Source organism: Pontixanthobacter aestiaquae (assembly GCF_009827455.1).
Classification (GTDB): Bacteria; Pseudomonadota; Alphaproteobacteria; order Sphingomonadales; family Sphingomonadaceae; genus Pontixanthobacter; species Pontixanthobacter aestiaquae.
In genome coordinates this window covers 1,189,494-1,203,053 of sequence record NZ_WTYZ01000001.1, presented here as the reverse complement: position 1 = coordinate 1,203,053, position 13,560 = coordinate 1,189,494, and the positions used below count along the sequence as shown (strand labels likewise).

General features: G+C 57.3%; 13 protein-coding genes. 6 read left to right on the top strand and 7 right to left on the bottom strand.

All coding sequences use genetic code 11. From position 1 onward, the window contains the following. Nucleotides 1-8: 8 nt before the first annotated feature. Both GRI35_RS05625 and GRI35_RS05620 read right to left on the bottom strand, forming a co-directional pair. Nucleotides 9-653, bottom strand: a complete 645-nt coding sequence (locus GRI35_RS05625; protein ID WP_160613251.1) for an SOUL family heme-binding protein — start codon at nt 651-653, stop codon at nt 9-11. Nucleotides 654-743: 90 nt separating this feature from the next. Further along, a complete protein-coding gene (locus GRI35_RS05620; RefSeq protein WP_290258934.1) occupies nt 744-1,358 on the bottom strand; it encodes a TetR/AcrR family transcriptional regulator in 615 nt (204 codons plus the stop codon). A 126-nt stretch (nt 1,359-1,484) separates the two neighbouring features. Here GRI35_RS05620 and GRI35_RS05615 point away from each other — a divergent pair, with 126 nt between their 5' ends. Continuing rightward, on the top strand, nt 1,485-3,848 hold the full coding sequence (locus GRI35_RS05615) for a TonB-dependent receptor (protein WP_160613250.1): 2,364 nt from the start codon (nt 1,485-1,487) through the stop codon (nt 3,846-3,848). Nucleotides 3,849-3,859: 11 nt separating this feature from the next. Here the strand turns inward: GRI35_RS05615 and GRI35_RS13690 are convergent, their stop codons facing one another. Continuing rightward, the gene (locus tag GRI35_RS13690) at nt 3,860-4,102 is read right to left on the bottom strand and encodes a hypothetical protein (protein ID WP_202390517.1); all 243 of its coding nucleotides are present in this window, start codon (nt 4,100-4,102) and stop codon (nt 3,860-3,862) included. A gap of 61 nt (nt 4,103-4,163) precedes the next feature. On the opposite strand from GRI35_RS13690, the gene serS reads away from it, so the two are divergent. From serS to GRI35_RS05595, 4 genes are all read left to right on the top strand, one after another. Beyond that, nucleotides 4,164-5,585 carry a serine--tRNA ligase gene (gene serS, locus GRI35_RS05610; RefSeq protein WP_160613249.1) on the top strand — a complete coding sequence of 474 codons (1,422 nt, stop codon included), beginning with the start codon at nt 4,164-4,166 and terminating at the stop codon, nt 5,583-5,585. Between the two features lie 115 nt (nt 5,586-5,700). Then, nucleotides 5,701-6,459 carry a 5'/3'-nucleotidase SurE gene (surE, locus tag GRI35_RS05605; RefSeq protein ID WP_160613248.1) on the top strand — a complete coding sequence of 253 codons (759 nt, stop codon included), beginning with the start codon at nt 5,701-5,703 and terminating at the stop codon, nt 6,457-6,459. Continuing rightward, nucleotides 6,456-7,226, top strand: coding sequence for a M23 family metallopeptidase (locus GRI35_RS05600; protein ID WP_160613247.1), 771 nt, complete (start codon nt 6,456-6,458; stop codon nt 7,224-7,226). The genes surE and GRI35_RS05600 overlap by 4 nt, the downstream gene beginning before the upstream one ends. 6 nt (nt 7,227-7,232) lie before the next feature. Continuing rightward, the gene (locus tag GRI35_RS05595; RefSeq protein WP_160613246.1) at nt 7,233-8,333 is read left to right on the top strand and encodes a potassium channel family protein; all 1,101 of its coding nucleotides are present in this window, start codon (nt 7,233-7,235) and stop codon (nt 8,331-8,333) included. A 24-nt stretch (nt 8,334-8,357) separates the two neighbouring features. Here the strand turns inward: GRI35_RS05595 and GRI35_RS05590 are convergent, their stop codons facing one another. Continuing rightward, nucleotides 8,358-8,768: a DUF1761 domain-containing protein gene (locus GRI35_RS05590; protein ID WP_160613245.1), complete on the bottom strand. Its 411-nt coding sequence runs from the start codon at nt 8,766-8,768 to the stop codon at nt 8,358-8,360. Between the two features lie 77 nt (nt 8,769-8,845). Between GRI35_RS05590 and rimO the strand changes: the two genes are divergently transcribed. Beyond that, nucleotides 8,846-10,213: a 30S ribosomal protein S12 methylthiotransferase RimO gene (gene rimO, locus GRI35_RS05585; protein WP_160613244.1), complete on the top strand. Its 1,368-nt coding sequence runs from the start codon at nt 8,846-8,848 to the stop codon at nt 10,211-10,213. A gap of 183 nt (nt 10,214-10,396) precedes the next feature. Here the strand turns inward: rimO and GRI35_RS05580 are convergent, their stop codons facing one another. The 3 genes from GRI35_RS05580 to GRI35_RS05570 form a co-directional block, all read right to left on the bottom strand. Further along, on the bottom strand, nt 10,397-12,085 hold the full coding sequence (locus tag GRI35_RS05580) for a LuxR C-terminal-related transcriptional regulator (protein WP_160613243.1): 1,689 nt from the start codon (nt 12,083-12,085) through the stop codon (nt 10,397-10,399). A 106-nt stretch (nt 12,086-12,191) separates the two neighbouring features. Next, on the bottom strand, nt 12,192-12,494 hold the full coding sequence (locus GRI35_RS05575; protein ID WP_160613242.1) for a hypothetical protein: 303 nt from the start codon (nt 12,492-12,494) through the stop codon (nt 12,192-12,194). 154 nt (nt 12,495-12,648) lie between these two features. Beyond that, nucleotides 12,649-13,518, bottom strand: a complete 870-nt coding sequence (locus GRI35_RS05570; protein WP_160613241.1) for a hypothetical protein — start codon at nt 13,516-13,518, stop codon at nt 12,649-12,651. Nucleotides 13,519-13,560: the final 42 nt, after the last annotated feature.

The following is a 13,560-nucleotide window of genomic DNA, read 5'->3' as shown; positions in this document are numbered from 1 at the left end:
GTTCCAGCTTATTCAGCGGCCAGCTCAATCATCACTTCATTGCGGCGACGTTCCGGCGGTGTGCCGGGCGCGTCGTAAAACGCGTATGTCGGTGAAGCCGCTGCGCTGAGATCCTTTATTGCCATGTAGGCTTTCAGAGTACCCTCGTGCTGATCGACCCGATCTTGCGAGGCCCAACCGGAAAAGCGGATCACGGCGACTTTCTTCGCCGGAACTTCGATCAGTCTCACGTCCGGATTGTTCGGCCTCGGTAGCGTGTCCATCGTGTATTGTGAGGGCATGATAAAGCGCACTTGCCATGTCTCGCCATCATTTTGCTGGGTCACGGGAGACGTCATCGCGATTTTCTCGCCTTGCGCGCGCGCGTTGGCTTGCTGCGTAACCGGCGACGTCATCGCGATGTCTTTTTGCGAGAGATTGTTACCGAAGATATAGTCCGCAATCACACGGAAGCCGCGTCCCATTGCGCGGCGGCGATCGCCAGCCACTTCAGCCTGCGCGACAATCATCGGCGCATATTCGCGAATTTCGATATTTTCAGCGCTGCTTAGAACGGTGTATTGCGGTTGCTCTGTCCGATCGTCCGCAGTAGCCGCTCCTGCAGAACCTGCGGCCAAAGCCGCGAGGCCCGCAGCTAAATATCCCTTGTTCATTCTCGCCGCCGATCATCTGCTAAATATGTTTTTGGAATCCAGAGAACGGAGCCTGCGGCAATTGGTTCCTTCGCAGCAAACGCCAGAGCGCTATTCTTGGCCAGCAATACCGTGGGCCAGCATAGCGTTGGCAGCGGCGGCCACTTCGTCCGCAGACATGTCATTCTCCCTGCCCCAGATCGCATAGCGCAGGCCCAGAAACACATTCATTCCCATCAACGCCCATGCATGGGCCTCTTGCGGGTCGGCGCGGAAATGACCCTGTGCCGCGCCAGCCTTGAGCCGGTCGAGAATACGCTCGGCGATTGTTTCATAGTGGTTTTGGTAGCTGGCCGGATCAACAAATTCGGCTTCGTCGATAATGCGGTAGATTTCCTTGTGCTCGCCTGCGAAGTCCAGAAATCCTTTGAGCGCAGCGCGCTCGATTTCGAGCGCCGTCATGCGCTCATCAATCGCTTCACGGGCCGCGCGTTTTACCGAATCGCTCATATCGGCGACCAGCGCGCGGAAGATCGCATCCTTCGAATCGAAATAGGTGTAAAAGCTGCCGAGCGCGACACCGGCGCGGCGGGTGATCCCGCTGATCGAGGCTTCGTGGAAGCCCTTCTCACCAAATTCGGCAGTCGCAGCATCGAGCAATTTACGCAGCGTTTTGCGCCCGCGCTCGGTGCGCGGCTGCTTCGCAGGCGGCTGTAATGTTTGCACGATTGCTGTTGCCCTTCCCGACCCCACTGAAGGCGTGAGTAAGCGGCAAATCGATTCCTCGCAAGACTAAACTTGAAAGTTGGTTCATGTTTCAATATTAGGAGTCAGAACCATGGGAGAGAATCGATGCGCTTCACCAATCGCAGATTAATTTGCAGCTTGCTGGCCGGTACTGCGGCACTTGCTTTCACCGCCGCGCCAGCCGTGGCGCAGGACACTGACGGGACTGAGGCCGCAGAGGCTGGCAGCGGCGATCCGATCATCACTGTAACCGCGCGCCGCCGTGAAGAGCGTATTGTCGATGTGCCGCTCTCGATCACTGCGATCAGCGGCGATGAGCTGGCGAAGACCGGCACGCTGGAGCTGACGGAAATCGGCCAGAAGGTTCCCAACCTCACTCTGGAGGTCTCACGCGGTACCAACACCACGTTGACGGCATTTATTCGCGGTGTGGGGCAGCAAGACCCTGTTGCAGGCTTCGAGGCCGGCGTCGGGCTGTATGTCGATGATGTCTATATCAATCGCCCGCAGGCCGCGGTGCTGGATATTTATGATGTCGAGCGGATCGAAGTTTTGCGCGGCCCCCAAGGTACCCTCTATGGCCGCAACACCATCGGCGGCGCGATCAAATATGTGACCCGCCGCTTACCCGATGATGTCGAGCTGAAAGTGCGCGGCACATACGGCTCCTACGATCAGGCGGACCTCGTTGTCAGCGGCTCTGCTCCGCTCACCGACAGCCTGAAGTTCGGCGCGAGCGCTGCCCGCCTCAGTCGCGGCGGTTTCGGTGACAATCTCAATCTCGCGGGCGTCGAAAATTACAACAAAGACGTGTGGGCCGGCCGCGCCACTCTGGAATTCGACAATGGCCCTGTCTTCGCGCGCCTTTCCGGCGACTATGTGAAAGACAATAGCGAGGCCCGTCAGGGTTTCCGCCTGATCCCGGGACTGTTGACCGGCGCGCCCGTGCTGGATGACGTTTATGATACGCGCGCAGGCCTGAATGTCGTCGATCAGGAGGTCGAAGCCTTTGGCGGCGCGCTCAACATCGCAGTCGAGGTGAGTGACACGATCACACTGAAGAGCATCACTGGTTACCGCGAAGACAAATCAACTACGCCGATTGATTTCGACAGCCTGCCAGCTGCCGATCTGGACGTGCCAGCGATTTACGAGAACGACCAGTTCAGTCAGGAATTTCAGCTTCTATATGAGAGCGATAATTTCAACGGCGTGATTGGCGCATATTACCTTGACGCCAATGCCTTCACCGCGTTCGATGTGGCCCTGTTCACGACCGGCGATCTGTTGTTCCTGCTGGATCCAACAACCGATCTGCGCGGCCTTAATGCACAGACGCTGGGCGACGTAAACACCAAGACATGGTCGATCTTTGGTGATTTCACCTATGATATCTCAGAACAATTGAGCATTTCTCTCGGCGGTCGCTATACCAGCGACAAACGCACCAGCCGGGTCCTCAGAACAAGCTTTGTTGGCGGCTTCTCGAACCTGTTCGGAGGCTCGGGCGTACCGTTCGCCGTCACGTCCGACTTTAACGGCAGCCAGACGTTCGAGGAATTCACCCCCCGCGCCTCGATCAGCTATAAGCCGACCGAGAACCACAATATCTATTTCACCTACTCACGCGGCTTCAAAGGCGGCGGTTTCGATCCGCGCGGCCAAACCAGCGCCGCGCCCGATCTGGACGGCGATGGCGACATCGATTTCGACGACCAGTTCCGATTCCTCAGCTTCGATCCCGAAACGGTCGACAGCTATGAACTGGGCTGGAAGGCCTCGCTGCTCGACAATCGTCTGAATATCGCGGTTGCCGCTTTCAAAGGTGATTACACCGACATCCAGATTCCCGGATCGGTTGGCTTCGACACTACCGGTAACGGCGTGAATGACAGCTTCATCGGCATTACCAGCAATGCTGGCGAAGCGGATGTGAATGGCTTCGAATTCGAAGGCAACGCGCTGGTCGGCAAAGACTTCGCCGGTGCGGGAAGCCGTTTCAACGTCAATTGGTCGCTTGGCTATGTCGATGCGACATACAAACAGTTCATCGACGCATTCGGCGTGGACGTAGCGGATCAGCGGGTGTTCCAGAACACACCTGAATTCACCGTCAGTGCCGGGTTTGATCTTGGCCTGCCGGTTGCCAACGGGATCGTCGATCTGATTGGCGGGGTTAGCATGCGATCCGATGCCAGCCAGTTTGAAACGCCCAACGCATTCCTCGATCAGGACGGGTTCGTACTGCTCGATGCGAGCATTGTTTACACCGCCGACAGCGATCGCTGGTCGATTGGTGTCCACGGTAAAAACCTGACCGACAAGCGCTATATCGTGGCCGGATATAACTTCGTTGCAGGCGGCACCAATGGCGTGCCGTTCGCGCCTACGCTTGGGCTTGAGGGCACACTTACAGGCTTCTACGGCGATCCCCGCCGGGTCTTTGTTACTGGCGAGTTCCGCTTCTAGCGGCACATAGCTCAGCCGGACGCTCCTCTCCCGATGCGTCTGGCTTCCCGAGACCGCGCGGCTTCCACTGTGAAGCTGCGCGGTTTTTGGTTCCACTCGCCTTCAGCAAAGATAATGATATCACCGGGCGCAGTATCGTTCTCGGCATACATATCCCATGCTTCATGGATCATATCGGGCTCTCCCCAGATGCGCACTGCGTTCCAGTACCTGTCATCCCGAAAACCGACAAAATGGACGAGAGCTTTGCGCATATTCACGCGTTAGCCACCGCGGTGCTTGAGACCAAATCAAAACGAGTCCATAGCCGCGCCCATGCATGATATTCGATTTATCCGTGAGAATCCCGAGACGTTTGATGCCGGTCTGAAACGGCGCGGGGCCGAGCCTGCTTCTGCCTCGCTTCTCGTGACCGATAGCCAGCTTCGCGCAGCTATCCAAACACTAGAAGAAGGCCAAAACCGCCGGAAAGTACTATCGAAGGAATTTGGAGATTGGAAACGTAAGGGGAGTAATCCTCCGACGAATTTAATAGCTGAGTTGGAGAGCCTTAAGGTAAACTTGCCAAGTGGCGAGAAGGAAGTAGCCAAACTTCGGAAGAAGTTGAGAGATGATCTTGATTTAATACCCAACCTGCCAGCGCCGGATGTGCCTGATGGTGCAGACGAAAACGCCAACGTCGAATTGGACACTTGGGGAAACCCCCGCAACTTCGATTTCAAGCCCAAGGAACATGCCGATCTGGGACCAGACTTGGGATTGGACTTTGAAACTGGGGCGAAACTGTCAGGTTCGCGCTTTACATTCCTACGCGGGAATATGGCCAAACTTCACCGGGCGCTTGGTCAATGGATGCTCGATCAACAAACCGGCGAGAAGAACGGTTACATCGAATGCAACCCTCCGTTGCTAGTCAACGACGCAGCGATGTATGGCACTGACAAACTGCCGAAGTTTGCCGAGGACTCCTATAGTTTAGAGTCCGGATTGCCAAAGGACGAACAGGACCGTCTGTTTGGTCAGTTCGTAAGTGATCTTGTCGCAGAACAGGGAGGCAGTGCCAGTTTTGGTATTCCGGGTCTCTTGGAAAGGTTTCGAAAGGCACTCTTCGATCAAGGCTTTACCCGGCGCTGGCTCATCCCCACCGCCGAAGTCAGCCTGACAGCATCGGTCCAAGGCGAGATCCTCGACAACGATGCGCTACCCATGCGCATGACCGCCCTGACCCAATGCTTCCGCAGCGAAGCGGGGTCTGCGGGTAAGGATACGCGCGGTTTTATCCGCCAGCACCAGTTCGAAAAATGCGAGCTGGTCAGCATCGTGCGCCCCGAAGAGAGCGAAGCCGAACATGAGCGAATGACTGAGTGCGCCGAAGGTATCTTAAAAGCGCTCGAGCTCCCGTATCGTAAGGTATTGTTGTGCACCGGCGATATGGGCTTCGGCGCGCGCAAAACCTACGACCTGGAAGTCTGGCTTCCCGGACAAGGTGCTTACCGCGAGATAAGCTCATGTTCCAACACAGGCGATTTCCAGGCGCGGCGAATGAACACACGCTATCGGCCGGAAGGCGAGAAAAAGACAGAATTCCCGCATACGCTCAATGGCTCGGGCCTTGCGGTCGGGCGGACCTTGGTAGCGGTGCTCGAAAACTATCAGAATGCTGACGGGAGTGTCACAATTCCCGAGGTTTTGCGGCCTTATATGGGCGGTATCGAGAAGTTGGAACCTCAACCATGACCAAGCTATTTAAACCCCTCCCCCTTGAGGGGGAGGCCAGGTGGGGGTGTACGGCACTTGCAGTTTGCGTCGAACGCCCACCCCTAACCCCTCCCTCAACGGAGGGGAACTTACCGTGAGAATTCTCGTAACCAATGATGACGGAATTTTCGCGCCGGGCCTCACAGTGCTCGAAGAGATCGCAGCCGAGTTCAGCGACGATATCTGGGTATGCGCACCGCATGAAGAGCAATCAGGCGCCGGACACTCGCTCACGCTCAATGCGCCCGTCCGCCTGCATACCCATGGCCCTCGCCGGTTCTCGGTCACCGGTACGCCCACAGATTCGGTCACGCTGGGCCTGCGCAAAGTAATGGATAGCCCGCCCGATTTGATCCTGTCCGGGGTCAATCGGGGGGCGAATCTCGGCGACGATATCACCTATTCGGGTACCGTATCCGCCGCCATCGAAGGCGCGCTGGCGGGCATCCGTTCAATTGCACTGAGCCAAGTCCTCGACCGCTCCGCAGAGCACGAACAATTCGACGCGACACGCCAGTGGGCAGCCAAGGCCATCGCGCCCCTGCTCGATACGCCGCTGCCCGAACGCACGCTGGTAAATGTAAACTTTCCCCCGCTTGCGGGCGAAAAAGTTGCGGGGATTCGCGCGGTCAGGCAAGGATTCCATGACTACTCACGCGGCTCGGTAGTCGAAGGGACGGATCCACGCGGTCTGCCCTATTATTGGTTCGGGCTGCATGCGATCGAACATACGCTCGATCACGGGACTGATCTAGAGGCAATTGACGAGGGGTTTGTATCGGTGACGCCGCTTCAGCTGGATCTCACCCACCATACCTCTCTCGAAGCCTTGGCCGGGAGATACTCGACATGAAGGAACTTGCTCTGTTGCTGCTCGCACCGCTGCTGATTGCTGCGGGCGATCCGACCACCGAAACCGAACATGTTGTGACCGAGGGCGAAACGCTGGGCGGCATTGCCAATCGCGCGCAAGTGCCGGCCTCTGTCATCGCGGCGGCTAATGGATTGCAGGAACCCTACAACGTTCGCGTCGGCCAGAAACTGCAAATCCCGCGTCAAAAAGTGCACGTGGTGAAGGATGGCGACACCGGTTTTGGCATTGCCCAGCGGTATGGCATTCCTTTCGCCAATATCGCAATCGCCAACGGGTTGGAGGAACCATACACCATCTCCACAGGACAGCGGCTGATTATTCCAGCGGTGATCCAGTCCGTCCCCGCTCAGCGTCAGGCCCCCACCGAACCCTATTTCCGCTGGCCGCATGATGGCGAAGTGATGCTGGGCTTCAGCCTGCGCGAAGATGGCAAGGGCCATGACGGTCTGGATATGAAGGCCAACCCGCTCGATATGGTCCGCGCATCATCCTCAGGGACTGTAGTGTTCGCCGATGAAGAACCCAAGCGCTTCGGGCGTCTGGTCGTGATCGATCACGGCAATGGCTGGCGCACACGCTATGGCCACCTTGCCAAACTGACGGTCAAACTGGGCGATGTGGTCAAAACGGGCGAGCGCATTGGCCTCGCCGGTGATGCAGGGGTCGCCACCGAAACCGAGCTGCATTTTGAAATCATGAAAGATAACAAGCGCATTGACCCTGCGAGCAAGCTGCCGCAACGGTAAACCTGCATGAGCGATCAAATCGACCGTATCGTAAAACCGGGCAGCGGCAGGCGCGTGCGCGGACCCAAGTTCCAGCCGCTGCGGCGCGCAACGCGCGTTCCCGTGTGGGGCGATCTGGGTATCCGGCTTGGTCTGGCGATCTTCCTGCTTGCAATCGTGGTGCTGATCCATTGGTGGGACCGCGGCGGACTGGTCGACAATCTCGACGGCGATGTCAGCTTCACCGATGTCATCTACTTCACTCTGATTTCGGTTACCACAACCGGTTTTGGCGACATTGTACCGGTGACCGACCGGGCCCGCATGGTGGAGGCTGTCATTGTGACGCCGATCCGGTTCGCGGTATTTTTTATCTTTGTGGGCACCGCCTACAATTTCATTATGAAGCGCAGCTGGGAGAAGTTTCGCATGAAGCGCATTCAAGAGAAGCTATCCGACCACATCGTCGTCCTGGGCTACGGCGTATCCGGCTCCGAATCGGTCAATGAACTGATCGAGCGCGGGATGGACGCCAGCAATATCGTCGTCATCGACCCCAGCGAGGAACGGCTTATCGAAGCGGAAAAGCTGGGCTGCAATATCATGGCTGCCGATGCCACCCGCGACCGGACGCTCAACGCGGTGCGGATCACAGAGGCGCAAAATGTGCTGGTGTCCGCGGGCCGCGATGACACGTCGATCCTGATAGTGCTGACAGTACGCGCGCTGGCCCCAAATGTGCCGATCAGCGTTGTGGTCCGCGCCGACGACAACGAGTCTCTCGCCCGCCAAGCCGGGGCTAACAATGTCATCAATCCCGTACGCTTTACCGGGCTGCTGCTCGCAGGCTCTGCCAAGGGTGCGCATATTGCCGACTATCTCGCCGACCTCGCCTCGGTCACGGGCCGAGTGCAGCTCGTCGAGCGCGAAATTACCGAAGAAGAATGCGGCTGCGCGATTACCGAACTGAGAACAGGCGGGCGCGGCTTACGGGTTTATCGCAAGGGCAGAGTCCTCGGCTTCTGGGAAGATGAGTGCCAGAATCTGCAGCCCGGCGATATCGTGGTTGAAATTGTCCCGACCGAAAATGGTGAAGAGCGCGGCGACGGCCACAATGGCCGCCACTAACGCTCTCCTAAATACCGCCACTGATTATGGCAGATAGGCGTGGACTGTTCCCATAGCGAGGTAGAACAATATCCAGTAGCCCGCATCAATGAAGAATAGCGTCTTGCCCTTTTGCGAGAACAGGTAATTCGTTCCCAGCGCAGGAATGATAAAACCGATTGCCACCCCGAATGCGGTCATCACTTTTACCGCGACCGACAGATCAGTGGCATAGCTCGCAAAAGTATGCGCCAGCGTCCAGCTGCCGAGCAGCGAAAACGCGAATGCGCCGCCATAGACCAGGCCCATATTGCCGTCTTGGATCTGCTCTTCGGTCAGGCCGACAGCGCCCATCCATTTCTTGCCCATGACCGGACCGTACCAGATACCGCCAACGATAAATCCGCAAGCAGCCGCCAGCACCACCGCCAGCCAGTTCACATCGAATAAGTCCATCAAACCCTCCCTGATGGCGCGACCCAACCCGGACGGTATAGCGCAAAGCCGCTTTCAGGTGTAGAGGCGCGGCCATAATGAACACGACGACTCTTCCTGACGCCAAAAAAGTTGGCATGGTTTCCCTCGGCTGCCCCAAAGCCTTGGTCGATTCCGAACGCATTCTTACGCGCCTGCGGGCAGACGGTTATGCGATGTCGCCCGATTATGCCGGCGCTGACGTTGTGCTTGTCAACACCTGCGGCTTCCTCGACAGCGCGAAGGAAGAAAGCCTTCAGGCCATCGGCGAAGCCATCGCCGAAAACGGTCGGGTGATCGTGACCGGCTGCATGGGCGAAGAAGCCGACGCGATTCGCGCTGCGCACCCCCAAGTTCTGGCGGTCACTGGCGCGCATCAATATGAGCAGGTGGTCGAGGCGGTGCACGAGCATGCTCCGCCGAGCCAAGGGCCGTTTGTCGATCTGATACCGCAACCAGACATCAAGCTGACCCCGCGCCATTACAGCTATTTGAAGATTTCAGAGGGCTGCAATCACTCGTGCTCTTTCTGCATCATTCCCGATTTGCGCGGGAAGCTTGCCAGCCGCCGGATCGATGCGGTTCTGCGCGAAGCCGAGAAGCTGGTCGCCGCGGGGACCAGAGAGCTCCTCGTCATCAGCCAGGACACCTCGGCCTATGGCGTCGATACCCGCCATGAAGAACGCGATTGGAAAGGCCATCCCGTCCGCGCGCATATGACTGATATGGCGCGCGAGCTGGGTCAGCTCGATATAAGAGACGGGACCCCGCCATGGGTGCGGCTGCACTATGTTTACCCCTACCCGCATGTCGATGCGGTGATCCCGCTAATGGCGGAGGGTCTGCTGACGCCCTATCTCGACATTCCGTTCCAGCATGCCAGCCCTTCGGTCCTCAAGCGCATGAAGCGCCCCGCGAATGAGGCCAAAGTCCTGGAGCGCCTCAAGAACTGGCGTACCATCTGCCCTGACATTGCGGTGCGCAGCAGCTTCGTCGTCGGCTTCCCCGGAGAGACCGAGGATGATTTCAAATATCTGATCGACTGGCTCGAAGAAGCGCAGCTCGACCGCGTCGGTGCATTCCGTTTCGAACCGGTCGAAGGCGCACAGGCCAACGCTCTGCCCGATCCCGTGCCAGAGGACATCAAGGAAGAACGCTACGCCCGGCTGATGGAAGTCACCGAGCGGATTAGCGCCGCCAAACTCGCCGGCAAAGTCGGCAAGGTCCTGCCTGTCATCATCGACCAAGTTGGCGAGCCCGACGAAGATGGCGACATCGGCGCCACCGGCCGCAGCCAGGCCGACGCGCCTGAGATCGACGGCAATGTATTCTTGCGCAATGTGCCCGAAACGCTGGCAGCCGGCGATATCATCAGCGTCGAAGTCGAAGAAGCCGACCCGCATGATTTGTACGGGGTGATTCGTTAATTCGAACCACACTCTGACTGAACAGGGCCAGAGTTAGCTAATAAAGTACATCCGGAAAGACGGTTCTTGAACGAACTGTCCATGGGACGTGACGATCGACGATGCGAAAGAACGCGCCATTCGTGTGAGGAAAGGCGAAGCGAAGCTAGCAGGCGTTCGCGATGTAGGAAAATGCTGCCCGGCCTACGAACGATTAATATGCAATTTCAACGCCGTATCGAATATCAGTCTGGGCACCTGATGCATCGCCAGACTGCCGACATTTTCCAGCGGACCGATTAATTCAAAACCGTACTTCTCGCAAAAAGCGCGCTGCTGCTCTGCCGGCGCGAGCCCGTCTTCTTCTCCACACACCATGACCACGGGCCGCGCTAGATTTTTGCAATATGACGACCAGTCGCTGGCCGATAGCAACGTCTGCTGGAATGGCGCATTATAGCCATCCTGAAATGTACGCTGCATCGACCGGCGCATTGTTTCAATCACTTCGGGATCATCGAACGTGGCAAGGTCGGCAGGGCTATGACCATAGAGACTTTTGAAGAACCCGGCACCATCGCCCTTGCGGATCATCGCTGCGGCTGCGGCAAAATAAAGCTTTACGAAACCGGGCGCGATCCGTGCCAACCGCATCGGTGCGCGATAGCCGAACGCCAGATGTGCGAAATCATCAGCACTAATGGCGGGCAATATTGCTCCTGCGGTGACCAGCCCGTCGAAACGCTCGGGAGCTTTTTTGACGAATGCGAAACCGTAAGGCGCCGAAACGCGAACTGTAATGACCGGGCAACGATCGACGCCCAGACTGTCCAGCAGTTCAAATACCCGCGCAGCGTAGTCTTCCAATGTTGCGAGGCCCATATTTGGTACCTGGCTGCCTGCATAGAATGGCAACCACGGCGCGATCACGCGAAACCCGTTAGCCCGCGCTGCGAAAGACTGGCGCGGGGTCAATAAAGCACCATCGGCAGTCGCATGTAGATATAACAGCGGAATGCCGTCACGCTTACCGTGAATTTCGTACGGTAACATGCCACCATCGGACGCCCGGAAAACGTGGCTGTTATCAGTACCATCTGCTGTGTCGGTACTGAACTGGGCAGCCATAAAGGACGCGTGGAACCCACCGTATAACGATACAAGATCAAGTTGCGAGCCGATCCCGAGCTTTCTCAGAAGCGTTTTAAGTTGATTGCGCGCTGTCCCGATTGATCGATCTCGCGATTGGGCAAATTGCCGGATCGACAGACCGTCAACGATGTAACGGGCAAGTTGTGACTCCGTTTCGGTGAGCCGCAGAACATTGGTAAAAGCCGCTCCGCTTCGCTCATCCCAGCGTAACCTGATCGCGCGCAGTTCAGCCAACGGTTCAGGCGCTTCACGCAGCGTGGCCACGAACAGGATTCCGTTGTCATCATCTCTGTCGGCGCGCAAACGAAGCAGCAAAGGCTGGTGGGTTTCGCCGTTGCGAAGCGCCCACGAGAGTTTCTTGGCGCTTGCCGGATCAAGCTCCCATACCCAGACAGGGATCCGGTCCGAAATGCCAGCCGCCCATTCGGCCGCAAAAGTTTCGTCGATCGATACGATCCGTAAGTCGATACCGAGAATAATCTGCGGTTTTGCAGCCCCGCCCGTCTTTTGGCGGTCGTCCGTCCCGGCTGATGCCAGCCCTTTGAAATCGTCGCCGATATTGGGATCGATCTCGTCGAGCAAATCGACTATCCGGTCAAAATGACCTTGCATTTGCTCCATTCTTTCGGGCTGATCGACAGGCTCGGCCTGCAACAATGACAGCAACTGCAATAGCCGGTCGGGCTTGGCAACGACGCCATAGGCGTCCCGGATCAGCTTATCGGTCGATTCGTCGCTCATAGTCTGGACCTTGCCAATAGTAATGAAGCTGTAAAACAAAAAAGGCCGCACCCCGTGGGGAGGTGCGGCCAAGGTTACACCACGAAACTGGATCGCATCGGTGTGTTTATTTCACGCAATATTTGCCGGAAGCTTTGAGGCCGCTGGGGCAGCTACCACTGCGCACTTCGGCATAATCGTCTTTGTCACCGACGCAGTAATTGGCCGAGGCACGGAAGCCCGTGGGGCATGAGCCGATTTTGACGATCGCGACTTTGCTGCTCGATTTACAGCTAGAGCCGGACGCGCTGAAGCCCTTGGGACACGAGCCGTCCTTGCTGACCTGCGCGCTACTGGACTGTGCGAAAGCCATAGGGGCTGTGCCGATAGTGAGCGCAATTGCGCCAATAGTTGATACAATAACCTTCATGCTAAACTCCTAAAACGGTGAACAGTAAAAATCCCAGAAGGAGAATGCCGCACACGATAACTACGAAGACATCACCCATGGCGAATTCCCTAATTGAATGCGTGATGGAAATGACGCGCCGGACGCGTTGTGGGGAGGTACCGGCGCGCCGAGCTCATGAACCGGTAGGACCGCGGCGGAATGTAAACGCCAAGGTGCTTTTGCCAGTGTTTTTGTCGTAGTGCTGGCAATAGAAGTCTGTGCCACGATCAGTATGCAGACCCGGCATGTTGAACGTGATCATTTTCTTGCCGCGTGCATCGAGCACTTTCTTATACTGGTTTGACCGGGAGGAATTGCTGCCGGTTGCCGTTGGCGTGTAGCCGGTCGAATTGCCGGTATGCAGCATGACGTCTTTGCCGCTGTAATTGTCTTGCGGCGGAGCATTCACATTGTCGAGCTGCAGCTTACCGTCATACGATACGCATTGCAGAGCGTAGCGGCCTTTGTTGTACGCCACCTTGTCGACTTCGACGTACAGCACGTCGAACACACCCATGGCCGGAAACACACAGCCATTGGTTGGCGTGACATTGACCCGGTTCAGCAGCCCTGAACGCTCTTCCGTGCTGATGCCCTGACTGAATGTGTAATCGCCTGCCTGCGCGATAAACGCGTTGCTCAGCCCGACATTGGCGCATTGGGTTGCCGATTTGAACTTGGCCGGCATAGGGCCCGCGATGCCCGCGTGACTTTTCGGGCGCGCTGTCTTCGGGTAGTTGCTGCGCTGGCGCATGCCCTGCCTGATGGCAGCATTGCGTCCGCCGGGGGCGCGCACTGCACGCGGGCCGTTTCCGCGGCTTACCGAGTCGACGGCATCAACTACCTCTTCGACATCTTCGACGGCTTCTTCGACTTCTTCGACTTTCTTTTCGACTTTCTTGACCTTGTCGCGAAGCTTGCTGAACGGCCCGGCGTCTGCTGCTGCCGAAAAGCCTGTAGTGGCGATCGCCAAACCGGCAACTGCGAGAATTGATTTTTTCATGATACGATCCCTTTTGATATTGATAGCGGGCAGCTATCGCGA